The following is a 15,357-nucleotide window of genomic DNA, read 5'->3' as shown; positions in this document are numbered from 1 at the left end:
ATCATTAAAGGGTGTTATTGTTAACTTGTTTTTGATAATAGTTTTGATAACGAATGAATAAGGATTTTGCAGGTTAAAATTTTCGAAAGTAAAGTTTATCAAATACATTCGTTTTTGATAAGAAAATTGAAATCCCCCTTTACTTGCTTAACTCCATAAACGGGCCATTTAATGGAGTAAAGTGTTTTGGGCTAAGAAAGCTTTTTTTCAATAAGTCATCTTGAATCTAAATACATTTCCTTAACAAGTGAATAGGATAATTTATATACTGTGAAGGGATTGAGAATAATGTATTATGTTCCTTATATGAATCCATATCCTTATTATATTAATGTACCAACGTATAACTATGAAAGACAATCTGTTTACTGGACTTTTCCTAATGAGATAGAGCATGCAAACAGATTTGATTCTTTTCACTCTTACAACGGTGATGGAAGAATTTTTTTAACAGATTATGGACCAAAATCATTTGTCGTTAATATCAATGAAGCAACGAAGCAAAACAATACCTATCGTACTGCTTTATGGACAGGAACACATTTACAAGTTACTTTAATGAGTCTCAATGTTGGCGAAGATATCGGTTTGGAAATGCATCCTAACGTTGATCAATTCTTACGTATTGAACAAGGCCAGGGGATTGTTCAAATGGGCAAGAGTAAAGATGATTTAAACTTTGAAAGAAATGTCTATGATGATTCGGCAATAATGATACCTGCTGGAACATGGCACAATGTAACTAATACAGGTAATATCCCGTTAAAAATTTACTCGATATATGCACCTCCACAACATCCACACGGTACTGTACATGTAACAAAATCCGATGCCATGGCAGCTGAATAAAACTACTGTGAATAATAAAAAGAAGAACGTGTTTGCAAAAATATATTATTAGAATTGTTCTTATGAAATTAGAGAACTATTTTGTAATTATATTATATGTTTGTTATTCAATTAACGGGCGCTTTCCTTTAGGAATGTGTCTTTTACTTTTTGACCAGAATAGGAAATGGATTTAAGGAAAAACTCATTTTAAATAGGGAAACAGACCAAGGGTAATGACTCGGTCTGTTGAGAAATTAAAGTTATTTCTAATTTCCCATAAAGTGATAGGTTATTGCAGAAACACCGTCCGAATAATCGGATCGGTGTTTTTAGTTTTTATAAATGTGGCCATAGTCCTTTTAAAAAGGAGTGATGCTACATTTGGCGGGTGTGGGGGCAGAGCCCACCACGTATGCGTGTAGGCATATAGAGAAAGAGCAATAAGCGGAGGCGGTGTTTCCATTACCCCCATTGCCTTCTTAATTGTGAATTCCAATGAGGTGAAAATGCTTCATCTTGATGAAAGCACGCATTTATATGAAAAGATACTCGATCTTGCTCCTCAAGCAGTAGATAAGATTCAGCAGATGTTCAATAAGAAAGGCGATGACAATAGCAGTCAGAATCAACAGAATCAAAGCTCAATCTGAAAGGTTATAATGGACCAAAGCAGGATTTAGAATTCGTAAGTGAAAGACGTTAACTTTTACTCTGAGAAGGTTTAACATTTTTTACCCTATCAGAAATTATATCTTTCTGAAGTTAGACAGGTCTCTAGCTCCTGTGCCCGGGACTAGAGATCGTCAAAAAAGTAAATGAACACAACCTCCTGCTGGCTCCCCTTATGCTTGTCGAACCTAACCAAGGCTCTATACTTATTTAGAAATGACTGTTTTTAATTTTAGCTATTTCCAAAAGGTGTTCAATACCCTTTTCGACACTACTCTGATCGTTCGGAAATATTTATATGTAATTTACATAACAAATTATTCCTTAAGTTGATAGCTATAGGCTTCCTGTTCTTAATAAAAAGTTTTTTATATTGTGTTAAAAAGATTGAAAATCGCGTTTATTTTCGATTTTTAGCCGGGGTTATAAATTGTATCTCTATTCACATAGCAAGTGATTATTTGCAAAGGGGAAAGCTATATTAGGCTTGATTATAGCATTAAGCAAACGCAATGAAGTTGGTATAAAAAACCTAAAAAAGTCCTCATTGAGGACTCTTTCCTATTTAAGTGATTTGTTAGTCGTCTTGCCTATCTTTATCGTTCATATCTTCTGGGTCTTCTATTGGATCCTCTGGATCTGATTCGGCATCTTCTTCATCATCCTTGTTGATAGTGTCATTTTCATCAACACCCGGTACACCTTCTGTATCATTATTTTGTTCTTCCTCTGGAGGTGCAGGATCCTGATCCTGATTATCTCCAACATTACATCCCGCTAATATTAAAGCAGAGAAAAATACACTTGTAAGCAAGTGGAACCATTTTTTATTCATGGTAATACACCTTCCTTATTTTATTTTTAATTGTAAATCTTTACTTAAACTTCCCAATGTGAAAGATAATATGTGTTATATCTTTTGGAGATAAAGTAAATTTTTGTAATCCTTGTTGGAGCCAATACTCCAAGCGTATAGTAGTTTAGCATTCTTCTTCAACTCCCTCAGCTAGATAAGTATTTCTCATGAATACTCATGTATTCGGATGATTTCATTTCAATTGATAGAATATGATTGAATGAGTAACGTTTTGACAATGTAAAGGCAGGTGGAAATAGAGGATCAGATTAAAATCCTATAATATTCCAGATATTGCACGTATACTCCACGATGACTGAAGGCTTTCCGGGTGTATTTGAGACATTTAAAACGTGCAACAACTATTCTAGGTTGTTTGCACGTTTCTTTCTTATTTCCACATATAAAGTGGCTTTAGGCACACTAGTAAGTTTCACAATGTCTTTCACACTTAATCCATTCGTGTTTCTACTATTATATAGTCGTAAGGCTTCTTCTATATTCTTTCTCGGTTGTGAAGGACGACCCATGTGTTTTCCTATCAATTTTGCTCTTTCTCTACCTTCAGATGTTCGTTCAACTATTATATCTCTTTCAAACTGCGCAAAAGAACCTAAAACATTGAATAATAATGATTGTAGAGGGTTTGCTGTTTCATTGACCTTAAAAGATAAATTATCTTTGATAAAAAAGATATCAACTTTTTTTTCTTGTAGTGTTTCTATAATTTTATTTAAATCAATAATCGATCTGGCCAAACGATCTATTTTTGTCACCATCACTGTATCACCCGGTCTCACATTTTCTAATAACTTTTTTAGCTCTTTTCTATTTTTAGTGGTCGTACCAGTAATTTTTTCTACATAGATACGTTCGCAGCCATTTTCTTTTAAGATTTCTTCTTGAGATGCTAAATCTTGGCCAACTGTACTGACTCTCGCATAACCAATTTTCATTATTAAGCTCCTTTTGTCTATAAATTAACAATCTTTTATACTTTAAATTATAGACTATCTTTTAGACTAATTTCTACTAAAAAATACATAAAAAATAACTTCTAAACATAAGTGTCTAGAAGTTACAACTTTTAGATAGCTCTCTTCATAGAAAAAAGTTCTGCTGAATATTTTTTAACGTAAAAAAGAGCTGTTCTCTTAGAACAACTCTTTAATGATTACCTTATCGTTGGTGACAATATCTCTATTTCTTGTTGAGTTGTCAGGCAAATAATGTTCTAACTGGTTAAATCAACTTCATAAAAACCACCGTAGTAGAATTTAAACTATTAGTTTCTTACTTTTGCGTTGCCGCCGTCACTGCCTTCAGCGTCACCACCGCGATCACCAGTTGCGCTACTTCCAGTGTTGTTACCATCTGTTGCATTACCACCATTACCACCATTACCATCAGCAGTTGCCCCTGTGACTCTTGCTGCTGCTATCACAGAACCGATGGCTTGAAGAAGTTTGGAAAGATTAAAGTTTACATACACACCGGGAACATTGATCTTAATACCACTTTCTTCGTCAACGCTGCCAATAATAACGCTTTCGCCATCGGCACTGTCAGCGCCATCTATGCTTTCAACGTTGATCGTTACACTATCAGAATCTATTGTTTCTTGGTCAGTAAGAGGTTTATCAAATGTTTCTTCTTCCAAGAACAGGACCTCCTTTTTTCCAGTCTGACTATAACGTATGGAAAAAATGAGTAACTTGTCTAAACTATTTCATTATGCAGGAAAAAAATGTGTTTTAAAACCAAGAGAAAATAGATGAATCGAGAGTTTTGACCAGAACCTTTGTTTGAGTACGTATCATTTATAATGGGGTGGGTATCCTTTGGGTATTTAAGAAAAGGTATTATATCTAAAAGTTACACTTTTAGACACATGGATTTTAAATTATAATGATTAAAACATTTGCAAATTTGCTTATCAACCCTATTTATCTATCTTAACCAGGTATGGATCTAAGTTAGAAAGATGGTTGGAAACTTGAATAAAAGTGAAAATCCAGGTGCGGATAATCAAGATGAAAACTTGGATAAAGGCTTTACTGTTAAAGAAGTTGCAAGTTTCATTGACGAAACCAATCCTGGGCTTGATGGTTGTGAAATAAACATTATCGACCTAACCATTGTTAGGGAGTTCTTTATGTAAAAAAAGTCGAAAAAAAAATATATATATTTTACATATAATTGTAATAACCTGTTACATTTGAATTAATTAGGAGGTATAATCTAGTAGATTTAATACATATATTCAGGGGGATACTATGAAAAAAGAATTATTGTTAGCTTGCGGACTCTTTCTTGCATTTCCTGTGGGGCAGGGTTTTGCAGAGGGAAAAACAGCAATGGCAGAAAAATGGTCAGCTTTGCAGCAGCATCAGACAAATGAAATGGAACTATTTGGATTTAATGAAGATGAAGGAACTTATTATGAAGATGAGCCAAACGATACTTTGGCAAAAGCCACTCCTGTAGAGACTGGGTATTTTTTGGCTGGAAGCAGTCACAACCAGTCTGTTAATAATGGAAAGGATATTGATCTTTATAAATTCACATTAAAAGATGAAGAAGATTATTCTCTCGTTGCATATACTCAGAATCAAAGAGAACAAACACTTAAAATACGTGTACTTTCATCAGATGGAGAAGAAGTAGCAAAGAGCACTTTGTTCAGTGAGGATGGATATGATCTGCAAAGCGTTGAGAGCGTTCTTACACCTGGAACCTACTATTTGGAAGTCACGAATTCCTATTCAACTGTTCTTAATGAAAATTATGCAATCTTTCATGATGTTTACGGGTATGGACAATCATTTGAAAGACTCGCCGGCGAAGACCGCTATGAAACATCAGTCAAAATCTCACAGGACGGGTGGATGGACGGAGAAGCTAAAACGGCTGTCTTAGCGACTGGAGCAAACTTTCCTGATGCCCTCAGTGCAACTCCGCTTGCATACCGCTACGGTGCACCATTGCTGCTGACAAGGCAAGCATCCCTGCCAGCAGTTGTTAAAAATGAGCTTGTTCGTTTAGGCGTATCCGAAGTATTCATCGTTGGAGGCACAAGTGCTGTTTCAGCAGATGTTGAAAAACAGGTTAAGAATATGGGGATTAAAGTAACTAGACTAAGCGGTACTGACAGATATTCGACTTCTGTGAAAATTGCAGATGAAATTGGAGCAGGTGCGGTTGTAGTTGCAACAGGAGGCAACTTCGCTGATGCTTTATCAATAGCTCCGATTGCTGCTCAATTGGAAATGCCAATTCTTCTTTCTAGGAAGGATTCAGTACCAGGCGCTGTTTCAACCTTTATTAATAATTGGGATGTAGAAAGAAGCTATGTTATCGGAGGAGTTAATGCTATTTCAGATGCGGCTGCGAAAAAACTGCCCGGAGTAAAACGAATCAGCGGTGCAGACCGTTACGCAACAAACAGTAAAATTATTGATACGTTTATTGAAGACATTGATACGTTTTTCACTTATTTCGCAACTGGCACTAATTATCCTGATGCATTAGCAGGATCTGCTCTTGCAGCTCAATATTCCAGTCCTGTCATTTTGACAAATCCGGCTAAAGCGAACATAGCTACCAAAACGACAGTAGAAAAATATATGGACCAAATGTACGTCTACTATATCCTTGGAGGAGAGACAGCTCTTCCACAAAGTGCAATCGATCAATTATTTGAAGAATAGATGGAAAGCGTGGCCTATTGCCACGCTTTTTAAAATGCGTTAATCTTTATCAGCACATCCTTCAATACAACCACTTATCCGACAGCATTCTCTGAATATTCCAGACTGTCTGTGGGCTTACGTTAAAAATCCCAAAATGTATGATGGAATGCAATATTCAGCAATCGGGGGCAATTGCAGCATATAGTAATCGTCCTCTTTAGTTAAGACAATGGCTGGATGCTGAGTAAGATTTTTTCAAAAAAAGCCCATGTTCCCTATTGAAAAAAAGTCCTTATAAGGGCTATAAGCCCTCGTGCGCCTAAGAAAGTAATTGTTTCAGAAACAAATGTATGAAACACTGACCACTTTTTCCATTTTATTAGCTTTGTTTTTCTTTCTAAGAGCCATTCCATTTAGGGTCATTGGAATACTAAACAATAGAGCTTTTATAAAGATGAAAGATGGTTTATTACGGACAGTAGCCTGATTGAAAAAAACACACACGATAGGAAATAATAGATATATTAAGAGAGCGTTAATCCAAAAAGGATTAACGCTCTTCTTGTTGAATTCTTCCTAATGCGCAGAATATTTCAACAAAAAGTATGACTGATTGAAAAAGGGGTGAATTAAATGATATTGGAAGCTGTTATGCTGCAAGTTAAGGATGGGATGGAAGCTGAATATGAAGAAGCTTTTCTTAGAGCATCAGAAATTATATCTTCAATGAAAGGGTACGTATCTCACGAATTACAGCGTTGTATGGAAGCAAAGGGGAAATATTTATTACTGGTGCAATGGGAAACATTAGAAGATCATACAGTTGGATTTAGACAATCAAACGAGTATCAAGAATGGAAAAAGCAATTACATCATTTTTATGATCCCTTCCCGACAGTTGAACATTTTGAGAAGGTTAATCTTTAATTGGTGGTTATTGAACGAACAGGGGCGAATCCTTAAACGGACAGCTCCCTTTTTAATGATATTGAGGTATTTTGCTATTCCTTCAACAATCGGGCCATATTCTGGAGTAAAAAAGGCAATTAGGTGGTTCATCTCGAAATGATTAAAGGGCAGTTTAACGGAGTAAGCGGATTCTGAAGTTTTTCTACATAAGGTCCCATATTCTTGAATAACATGTTAGATTGTATAGCGAAGAGATTGTAAAGAAATGTACTTAAGCTAACGTCGCAGTTTAGTGCAATAAGGATTCGAAAATAATAAAATAAATGATAAGTATGGCTAACGGAAAGAAATTACTTATTGGTTAGTGATATATGAGATTTGTTTTATCAAATGAATTGAAAAGGGGTAAGAGTTTTGGTTAAAACAACATTATTTATTGGTATAGACACTAGCCTTTCTAAATCATCAAATATGGAAAAGAGAAAACAATTTAAGATTAGAAGAGTACAGTATGAAGAGTTGTCTCCAACTGTTACATTTTCTTGTTATGAAAAACAAGATACCTTAATTCGTACATATTTTTTTAAAGATGCTTTTATTTTTTTTGTGGAAGTAACACCTTTTATTCAACAATTTGAAGAAATGTTTGGTCAAAGCCACACAGAAATGGATGTATTTACAACTGACATATCGCACGAAATTCTTATTCCTAAATTCATTAAAGTGATTGCAGAAAAGAAGGAGGGTTATACAGAATCTCCATATCTTCATATTTATGGTCAAAAACACTGGCATGATGATGCAATTATAGTTGGAAACAAAACAGCACTTAAAGAATTGAGAGATGTTATTGACAATGCTATTCAATATGGTGAAGGCAGGTTAGTTACCACAACAAGTGATGGTGAAGGTTATGAATTGTTCATATCATGTTTGCCAGGTGAAACAGAAAATAATAAGGATTGGCAACAGATCACACTGCCTTATCATGATAAAGAGATGTATGTTCCTAATGAAGATGAGATTGACCCATTTTCTCATTTAACGCTATACAGAAATTTATTAAGAAGAGAATAATCCTTGTTGAACTAAAAGGTGCTAGAGTTCAATAAGTGTAAGCCATCTTTAGCAGCCATGATCTTCAATAATCGGGTGCTTTTCTTCGATAAGACAACCAAAAATGATATTCCACAATCGGGGGCGTTTGTCGTATACAGAAGCATTTTTAAGTGGTTAAATCGACACTAGGAGAATGAAAATGAGTATAGAGAAAAAAATGATGGAAATGTAGACTGAAGTATTATTTAAAATCGATAAACTAAAAAGAATAACTGGATTGAACGAACGTGAAGATACAACTGCACCGTTCCTTTTCATTGGACGTACTAAGACAGGAAATGTAATTCGGCTTGATAAAACTATTTCTGAAATTGAAAAGAATGAAATCCTAACACAGGTAGACAACCAGGATCTTGGAAAACTCATTTTTAATGTTAATATGATCAGGAAGATAAATTCCATATGGTTGGGACCAGCATACACCTTTCCTGAAGGCTTTAATATGATATCTGATGCAATTAAGATAACTAGTGAAAATAAAGAGATATTGGCTGAAGAATTTCCTAATCTAATGAGAGAACTAGAATGGAAACAGCCATTGTATGTTATTGTACAAGATGGTAAAGCGGTGTCCGTTTGCTCAAGTGCTAGAAAAAGTTCAACAGCTGCTGAAGCAAGTGTGGAAACATCGCCAAGGTATCAAGGTCAAGGCTATGCCACTAGATGTGTAATATCTTGGGCTAATGAAGTGAAGAAATTAGGGTTGCAGCCTCTCTATAGCACTGCCTGGGATAATTTTTCATCACAGTCTGTTGCGAGAAAACTAAACTTATATCAATATGGAATCGACTTGCATTTTAGTTGATTTTATTCAGCAATCGGGGGCGATTGCTTAACAAAGTGTCGCCTCTTCTTATGAAGTAAAGGGCAGTATAGTTGAAGAGTGGTTTCAAGAGTTTGATCAGCAATCGGGCCATATTCTTGAGTAAGTCTTTTTAAGTTAAACTAATATGACCGTATAGACACTTTTATAAATTGGAAGGGAATATACAAGATTTGGCGAAACTATTATTTATAATAAAATTGGAGGATTTTTATGTTCCAAAACCTAAACCATTTTTTAAAATCCTGGGAGTACGAATCTGGAGCCACACAGAACCTACTGAATAATCTAACTGATGAGTCACTAAAACAGGAAATTACTTCACAGAACTGGAATTTAGGACGTATTGCTTGGCATACAGTTGCGTCCATTCATATCATTACTTCAAATACAAAATTAAGATTTGAAGCCCAAGCAGAAGATTGGCCAGTCCCTGATTCAGCTAAGTTTATAGCATGTAGTTATAGGAAAGCCAGTGAAGCATTTGTACAAGCTTTAGAAACTCAATGGACGGACCAAACTTTAGGAGAACATATCAACTTTTTGGGTAGACAAATGCCAAATGGTTCTCTTTTGATGTTCTTACTTCAGCATCAAAGTCACCATCGAGGACAAATGACTGTTCTTATGCGTCAAGCAGGATTAACTGTTCCAGGTATATATGGCCCTTCAAAAGAGGAATGGGCTAATTTTGGTATGGAACCCCCAAAAATGTAATCAAATCCATTCTTCCGTTAAGGGGCGCTATTCTTCGATAAGACAACATACACGATATTCCACAATCGGGGGCTTTAATGGAATAAGTGCCACAAAAAATAGAAAAAGCCTTCCGTTAGGAGGGCTTTTATGCTGTCCAATGCTCAAAAGAAGGTATCCGTAAAAATCCCTTTCTTGTAAGGTGCGATACTTTACGACTCCTTTTAGCTTCGGTTTTAGATATATATAATCGCTGCTTTCATCGCTCTTCTTTTACGGACATTTCTTGTATGAGGTGATTGACTACCTTGCATCTTAGGTATAGAAAAAGGCTGCCGATACTTCATTAGCAGCCTAAAAAATGAGGTATCTGGTGGTATACCCCATTTGTGTAGAGGAAGATAAACAGCTTTTAGTAGTGATCTTTCATGAAAGAAGCGCCTACAATAATCAATAAGATAAACAATACAACGATTAACACAAAATCGTTGTATTTTCTGCAAAAATCACTCATTTATGATTCCTCCCTCCAATATCAGCTACTAATACATTATGTGAGTTATCATAGTAGTAAATGGATCAAGACCTTCTTCTCTAGCTCTAATAAGAGCTGCTCCTAAATCAATAAAATGAACTACTTTTTCATTCAAAGACTTTCCATTACTTTTTGTATTTCTTCTTGAGCTTTACGACCTTTAGACTGTAAAATCATCATTTGCCTGTCATGAATCTCAATAGCTTGATCAATTAGATTTTGACTTAGGGTAGAGAGGTATGCCACTAATATTGCATACCGTTTGTTCTCTTTAAAACGTTGTAAAGCCTGGGAATTATACCTTGCTCCAAGACGAGCCATTTGTAGAAGTTTATTAGGATGAATGGATTCGACATTATATGTAAGTTGCATAGAACGAATAAATTCTAATCGTTCGATTACTTTAAGAAAAGCATCGGGAGATGATTGCCCTGGAATTTCTTTAAGCCAGCTTAGTTTGGTTTTAGATCCATTCCCATCGTTATTTATGACTTCATTTAATCTCGCAATATTATCTTCTGTAAGCGACCGTGCTAAAACGTTAAACACTTTTTCTTCTGCTCGAGCTTTTGTTTCCCAAACCAGTCTTTCCATAGTAGTCATTCCTGGTAGGATAACTTTCTGTTTCCTAAGTTCTTCTATAAGAGTTTGTACTAAGTACATTGTATTCCCATTCTGCATTGCATGTTTTAGTAACAACCGTGAAATTGCTCGATATTTACTGGATGAGAAATTTCTAAAGCCATAAACCTTCCTAATTTCTTCTAAATGTTCATACCTAGTCGCTTCTCTTGATGAATATAAGTCAAAGGAGTCAGGGTCTACATTAAGTTGCCTTGCAACATGTTGAAGGACTTTTCTAGGAATTGGTTCAACATCGTTTAAGGACCATCCAGGAAAGCGCAGGACACATAACTGAATTGCAAAACCTAAGCGATTATAATCCCTTCTTCTATTCTTAATAAGCTCTAGATCAAAATCGGATAGGGTGAAGTTTCTACCTAATTCTTGTTCGCTAATATTCTCTGGAATACGAACTAACTCTAATCTTTGTTCAGGTGTTAGTAATTCTCTTCCTCGTAACGACATTACCTACCATCCTTTTTAAAAAGATTTTAGCTTTATTGTCAACTCAGAGATGTAAATACAAGTGATTAATTTACCTTTTTAAATATCGATAAATAGTTGTCCGAGAAATTCCCAACATTTGCGCAATATCTTTAATAGGAGTTCCATTTGCAACAAGGGTTTTTAACATTTCGATATCCTTCTTACTTAATTTTTCTGGCCTACCTCCCAGTCGACCTCTAGCTCGAGCTGCTATTCTACCTGCTGCCGAACGTTCTTGTATTAAATTCCGTTCAAATTCAGCAAATGCAGCAAACAGGTGGAACATTAATTGTCCAGTTGCACTTGATTTGTCCATCGTAATATTTTCTTGCAAGCTATGAAAACCAATCCCCCGACTATTTAGGTCATTTACGATTTTAATTAAATGCTGCATGTTTCTTCCTAAGCGATCAAGTCGCCAAACAACCAAAGTGTCACCCGGACGAACAAAACGTAGAGCTTCTTCTAGTCCTATTCTTTTTTCTTTAGCTCCACTGATTTTATCCTTCAGGATTTCTTCACAGCCATGTATCTTTAGTGCGTCAAGTTGTAAATCTAAATTCTGAACACCTGTGGAAACACGTGCATAGCCCACTTTCATAAAACATCCCCCATCTTTTTACAAATAATTGTACCATAACTTAAGAGGGGAGGGATTAACTGAACATAGTTTTATTGATAGAGTTTATGAACACAAAATACAAAAAATTGATAGATTGATTGCTTCGCAAAAAAAGTGTACAGAAACTGATGAATTTATGTACAATAATTCCCTTATAGTGGGGGGGACCATTTTGCCCTAAGGTCAGTGAAATAGATAACTAAATATTGGATTATTTCTTTTAAGTAAAACTAGTGTTTATTAGCCAGAACAATATTGACAGTATCTGGTATCATGCTATAATTCATTTAGTAATATGAAAATCGTAATAATTACGATTTGCATTATATAATACTCAGAAGCAAATAAAAATAAAAGTGTAAAGGATGTTGTGATGAAACAGGAAATAGATTTTATAAAATTTAATCCCACACAAAATATGACAATTCTTATAAAAACTAATTATCCAGTTGAGAAGTATAAGCACATTGCTTCAAAAATTATGTCATATGACAATGTGTATGCTGAACAAGTAGGTTTTATAGAAAAGCCGGTAAACAATAAAGCTGCTGCACATCTACAGATGGCTGGTAGTGAGTTTTGTGGTAATGCTTGCATGGCATTGGCAGCTTTTATTGCATCTGAAAAAGGACTAAAGCAAAATGATTTGACAGAAATATTATTAGAAGCTTCAGGTACAGATCAATTAATTATGTGTCAAGTGAAAAGAAATTTAGAAGAATATTACTGTCAAGTTGCTATGCCTATTCCTAAAAAGATAGAGCAGCGAACAATAAAGTATGAAGGCAGCGACTTGAATATGATTATAGTGAGATATCATGACTTCATACATATTGTGATAGAAGTGGATGAATTTAGTAAGACAGTGAGGGAAAAAGCGCAATCATTAGCAAAGTTGCTTGGAGTAACCTTAGGTGCTAACTTAATTGGCATTTTATTGTATAAATCGAAATCTGATGAATTAGCTCCCCTCATTTACGTCCCACACCTAGACAGTATGATATGGGAAAGGGGGTGTGGTTCAGGTACAGCCTCCTTAGGAGCCTATCTAGCTTGGAAGAATAAAGGGGGAATTGTTGCAAAGATAAGGCAACCTGGTGGCACTATTAATGTAGTTGCTAAATGTCAGGAAGAAGAATTAACAAGTCTAAAGATTGAAGGATACGTTGGCATAGTGGCACAAGGCAAAGCTTTTATAGATGTATAATTATAACATTGAATAGGGGTAATATTAATGATTGCGTTAAAAACTTTTCATGAATATTTAAATGGTTTTTTAGAAAAATTCGATGATTTAGCAAGAAGATATGATTATACAATCAATAATTGTTCAGAATTAGAGACTTTAATAGATGACTATTCAAAGTTCATAACAAGCGAGAGCAACAAAAAAACTTGGGAACAACTAGAACTACAAGAATCTAGTGATTTTAATCAGCTTTTGTCGGATTTGAGGAAAAAATCGGCACTTTGTGTTGCTATTATGGAAAAATATCGTGCATTGAAGTTATTGAACGGAAATGATGAGATGTCCGATTATTTTAAAAATATAGAGTCATGTATTGAAAAAGAATTTGGTAGTTTTCAAGTTAATTCTGAATCAAAAGTATTATTAATAGGATCGGGTTCATTTCCGATGACACCGTTGTTAATAGCTAAGCAAACTGGAGCAGAGGTTGTTGGCATAGATATTGATGATGAGGCCATTAAGCTTGGATTAAACGTTGTAGAGAGATTAAGCAGTGGATCAAATATTAGACTAGAAAAATCATTAGTAGAAGATCTTGATTTCACGAAAGAAGCGACCCATATTATTTTTAGTTCAACCGTTGAAATAAAGTATGAAATACTAGATCAGTTACATACATTGTCGAATGAAAATGTAGTTGTGGCCATGAGATATGGTGATCGGTTGAAATCATTATTTAATTATCCAATGAAAAAGGTTAATGAACAAAAATGGAAGATGGTTGAAAATATATTACGCCCAGATCATGTGTTTGATATTGCGTTGTATAAAAAAGTATAGCTTGTGTTTGTAGGAAAGGGAGGATTTTATGAGTGATTTTAAGCGAGTCTTAATTTTAGGAACTGGTCCTACATCAATTCAACTTGCTGTAAATTTAAAAAAACAATTGGATTGTTACGTAGGGATTGCTGGAAGAGAATCTGTTCGCTCAAATACATTTTTTTCGGCGCTTAGGCAGAGTGATCATCTGATTCGTGTAAGTATTCAAAACGAAAAGCATCGTGCTATGAAAGGTGAATGCTTCATTGACCAAGTTTTTAATGGGTATGAAACAATACAGGGGGAATGGGATACCATTATTCTATCTGTAACAACAGATGCCTATATAGAAGTAATAAAACAAATCAATGATAAGCTCTTAAAAAAAGTAAGGTGTATTGTTTTAATTTCTCCAACTTTCGGTTCAAATAACTTAATCAAGAATTATATGAACCAGCATAATTCAAATGCGGAAATTATTAGTTTTTCTACATATTATGGTGATACTCGATGGATGCACGATAAACCGTCTAATCATGTTTTAACAACAGCGGTCAAGAAAAAAATATACATAGGCTCGACGCACCATCCATCTAAAAATATTGACAGACTATATAAGGTATATGAGCAAATAGGTATTGCACTAGAAGTCATGGATTCTCCACTTGAGGCGGAAACAAGAAATATTTCTTTATATGTCCACCCACCGTTGTTTATGAATAACTTTTCATTAAGTGCAATATTTGGAGATTTAAATATCAAAAAATATGTGTATAAAATTTATCCTGAAGGGCCTATTACGCAATTTTTAATTCGTGATATGTTGGCCCAATGGAAAGAAATAATGAATGTTTTAGAGAAAATAAATATAAAAAGTATAAATTTACTTAAATTTATGACAGACGATAATTATCCGATAAGGTTGGAAAGTTTATCCCGACATGATATAGAAAGTTTTAATCATTTTGAGACTATTCATCAAGAGTACTTGTTGTATATACGTTATACCTCACTGTTAATGGATCCTTTTTCAGAACCAGATAAGGATGGAAGATATTTTGATTTTTCTGCTGTTCCAATTAGAAAGATGTTTGTCAATAGAGAAGGGTATTTGGATATTCCAAGGATGCCTAAGGAAGATTATTACCGTATAAAAATAATACAAGGAATCGCAAAATATTTAGACTCAGATTGTCCAACAATAGATAAATTCATTAAAACATATGAGAGTAAAATTGAAGAAGTTGCTCAATTTCATAAAAACGAATTGTTGTCTAATGCATTTGTCGTTCAAAGTTTTGATGAAGATTTGAATATGATATGCAGTGAAATAGGAAGAAGTATAGGAGCAACGAAATCGGAGGAACACTTGTCTTAAGCTAGTAGAGTAATTTACTATGTAAATAGTAATGATTTCGTTTTGTGAGAGGGAGATGGTTTTAATTTAGATTATATTTGACAATTAAGTAAAGCTAAAGGGAGAGAAA

The 15,357-nt window shown here is 34.7% G+C and carries 16 protein-coding genes and 1 pseudogene; 11 read left to right on the top strand and 6 right to left on the bottom strand.

Annotated features, from left to right (window positions below; translation table 11 throughout):
* Nucleotides 1-288 precede the first annotated feature (288 nt).
* Nucleotides 289-849, top strand: a complete 561-nt coding sequence (locus LIT25_15940; GenBank protein USK32104.1) for a cupin domain-containing protein — start codon at nucleotides 289-291, stop codon at nucleotides 847-849.
* A 425-nt stretch (nucleotides 850-1,274) separates the two neighbouring features.
* Nucleotides 1,275-1,481: pseudogene (locus LIT25_15935) on the top strand (sporulation protein YtfJ).
* A gap of 596 nt (nucleotides 1,482-2,077) precedes the next feature.
* Here LIT25_15935 and LIT25_15930 read toward each other — a convergent pair.
* The 3 genes from LIT25_15930 to LIT25_15920 all read right to left on the bottom strand — a co-directional run bounded on the left by LIT25_15930 (nucleotide 2,078) and on the right by LIT25_15920 (nucleotide 4,016).
* Nucleotides 2,078-2,335 (bottom strand): hypothetical protein, encoded by a 258-nt coding sequence (locus LIT25_15930; GenBank protein USK32103.1) that lies wholly within the window; start codon nucleotides 2,333-2,335, stop codon nucleotides 2,078-2,080.
* A gap of 383 nt (nucleotides 2,336-2,718) precedes the next feature.
* A complete protein-coding gene (locus tag LIT25_15925; protein ID USK32102.1) occupies nucleotides 2,719-3,312 on the bottom strand; it encodes a recombinase family protein in 594 nt (197 codons plus the stop codon).
* 329 nt (nucleotides 3,313-3,641) lie between these two features.
* Nucleotides 3,642-4,016: a hypothetical protein gene (locus LIT25_15920; protein USK32101.1), complete on the bottom strand. Its 375-nt coding sequence runs from the start codon at nucleotides 4,014-4,016 to the stop codon at nucleotides 3,642-3,644.
* Nucleotides 4,017-4,352: 336 nt separating this feature from the next.
* Here LIT25_15920 and LIT25_15915 point away from each other — a divergent pair, with 336 nt between their 5' ends.
* The 6 genes from LIT25_15915 (at nucleotide 4,353) to LIT25_15890 (ending at nucleotide 9,616) form a co-directional block, all read left to right on the top strand.
* Nucleotides 4,353-4,517 (top strand): hypothetical protein, encoded by a 165-nt coding sequence (locus LIT25_15915; protein USK32100.1) that lies wholly within the window; start codon nucleotides 4,353-4,355, stop codon nucleotides 4,515-4,517.
* Between the two features lie 115 nt (nucleotides 4,518-4,632).
* Entirely contained in the window at nucleotides 4,633-6,066 is a 1,434-nt protein-coding gene (locus tag LIT25_15910) for a cell wall-binding repeat-containing protein (GenBank protein ID USK32099.1), read from the top strand.
* A 615-nt stretch (nucleotides 6,067-6,681) separates the two neighbouring features.
* A complete protein-coding gene (locus tag LIT25_15905) occupies nucleotides 6,682-6,975 on the top strand; it encodes an antibiotic biosynthesis monooxygenase (GenBank protein USK32098.1) in 294 nt (97 codons plus the stop codon).
* 396 nt (nucleotides 6,976-7,371) lie between these two features.
* Nucleotides 7,372-8,034, top strand: coding sequence for a hypothetical protein (locus LIT25_15900; protein ID USK32097.1), 663 nt, complete (start codon nucleotides 7,372-7,374; stop codon nucleotides 8,032-8,034).
* 259 nt (nucleotides 8,035-8,293) lie between these two features.
* A complete protein-coding gene (locus LIT25_15895; GenBank protein USK32096.1) occupies nucleotides 8,294-8,881 on the top strand; it encodes a GNAT family N-acetyltransferase in 588 nt (195 codons plus the stop codon).
* Nucleotides 8,882-9,112: 231 nt separating this feature from the next.
* The gene (locus LIT25_15890) at nucleotides 9,113-9,616 is read left to right on the top strand and encodes a DinB family protein (GenBank protein USK32095.1); all 504 of its coding nucleotides are present in this window, start codon (nucleotides 9,113-9,115) and stop codon (nucleotides 9,614-9,616) included.
* A 391-nt stretch (nucleotides 9,617-10,007) separates the two neighbouring features.
* On the opposite strand, the gene LIT25_15885 is transcribed toward LIT25_15890, so the two are convergent.
* The 3 genes from LIT25_15885 to LIT25_15875 form a co-directional block, all read right to left on the bottom strand.
* Nucleotides 10,008-10,109 (bottom strand): YjcZ family sporulation protein, encoded by a 102-nt coding sequence (locus tag LIT25_15885; GenBank protein USK32094.1) that lies wholly within the window; start codon nucleotides 10,107-10,109, stop codon nucleotides 10,008-10,010.
* A 132-nt stretch (nucleotides 10,110-10,241) separates the two neighbouring features.
* Complete coding sequence (locus LIT25_15880; GenBank protein USK32093.1) at nucleotides 10,242-11,219, bottom strand: DUF4158 domain-containing protein; 978 nt, start codon at nucleotides 11,217-11,219, stop codon at nucleotides 10,242-10,244.
* 70 nt (nucleotides 11,220-11,289) lie between these two features.
* Nucleotides 11,290-11,841 carry a recombinase family protein gene (locus tag LIT25_15875; protein USK32092.1) on the bottom strand — a complete coding sequence of 184 codons (552 nt, stop codon included), beginning with the start codon at nucleotides 11,839-11,841 and terminating at the stop codon, nucleotides 11,290-11,292.
* Nucleotides 11,842-12,235: 394 nt separating this feature from the next.
* Here LIT25_15875 and LIT25_15870 point away from each other — a divergent pair, with 394 nt between their 5' ends.
* The 3 genes from LIT25_15870 to LIT25_15860 are packed head-to-tail and all read left to right on the top strand — an operon-like array spanning nucleotide 12,236 to nucleotide 15,248.
* Nucleotides 12,236-13,069: a diaminopimelate epimerase gene (locus LIT25_15870; protein ID USK32091.1), complete on the top strand. Its 834-nt coding sequence runs from the start codon at nucleotides 12,236-12,238 to the stop codon at nucleotides 13,067-13,069.
* 27 nt (nucleotides 13,070-13,096) lie between these two features.
* Nucleotides 13,097-13,891 (top strand): methyltransferase domain-containing protein, encoded by a 795-nt coding sequence (locus tag LIT25_15865; protein USK32090.1) that lies wholly within the window; start codon nucleotides 13,097-13,099, stop codon nucleotides 13,889-13,891.
* A 28-nt stretch (nucleotides 13,892-13,919) separates the two neighbouring features.
* Nucleotides 13,920-15,248, top strand: a complete 1,329-nt coding sequence (locus tag LIT25_15860; GenBank protein USK32089.1) for an opine metallophore biosynthesis dehydrogenase — start codon at nucleotides 13,920-13,922, stop codon at nucleotides 15,246-15,248.
* The last annotated feature ends 109 nt before the right edge of the window (nucleotides 15,249-15,357 follow it).

The sequence above is a fragment of the Bacillus sp. F19 genome (assembly GCA_023823795.1).
Classification (GTDB): Bacteria; Bacillota; Bacilli; order Bacillales; family Bacillaceae; genus Bacillus_P.
This window is presented reverse-complemented; position numbering and strand designations above follow the sequence as displayed.

What these genes read in the sequence shown, in the direction of transcription:
- LIT25_15885 (USK32094.1), bottom strand. Translation starts at nt 10,109, where the DNA reads ATGAGTGATTTTTGCAGAAAATACAACGATTTTGTGTTAATCGTTGTA.
- LIT25_15880 (USK32093.1), bottom strand. Translation starts at nt 11,219, where the DNA reads ATGTCGTTACGAGGAAGAGAATTACTAACACCTGAACAAAGATTAGAG.
- LIT25_15925 (USK32102.1), bottom strand. Translation starts at nt 3,312, where the DNA reads ATGAAAATTGGTTATGCGAGAGTCAGTACAGTTGGCCAAGATTTAGCA.
- LIT25_15890 (USK32095.1), top strand. Translation starts at nt 9,113, where the DNA reads ATGTTCCAAAACCTAAACCATTTTTTAAAATCCTGGGAGTACGAATCT.
- LIT25_15865 (USK32090.1), top strand. Translation starts at nt 13,097, where the DNA reads ATGATTGCGTTAAAAACTTTTCATGAATATTTAAATGGTTTTTTAGAA.
- LIT25_15870 (USK32091.1), top strand. Translation starts at nt 12,236, where the DNA reads ATGAAACAGGAAATAGATTTTATAAAATTTAATCCCACACAAAATATG.
- LIT25_15860 (USK32089.1), top strand. Translation starts at nt 13,920, where the DNA reads ATGAGTGATTTTAAGCGAGTCTTAATTTTAGGAACTGGTCCTACATCA.
- LIT25_15905 (USK32098.1), top strand. Translation starts at nt 6,682, where the DNA reads ATGATATTGGAAGCTGTTATGCTGCAAGTTAAGGATGGGATGGAAGCT.
- LIT25_15940 (USK32104.1), top strand. Translation starts at nt 289, where the DNA reads ATGTATTATGTTCCTTATATGAATCCATATCCTTATTATATTAATGTA.
- LIT25_15930 (USK32103.1), bottom strand. Translation starts at nt 2,335, where the DNA reads ATGAATAAAAAATGGTTCCACTTGCTTACAAGTGTATTTTTCTCTGCT.
- LIT25_15875 (USK32092.1), bottom strand. Translation starts at nt 11,841, where the DNA reads ATGAAAGTGGGCTATGCACGTGTTTCCACAGGTGTTCAGAATTTAGAT.
- LIT25_15910 (USK32099.1), top strand. Translation starts at nt 4,633, where the DNA reads ATGAAAAAAGAATTATTGTTAGCTTGCGGACTCTTTCTTGCATTTCCT.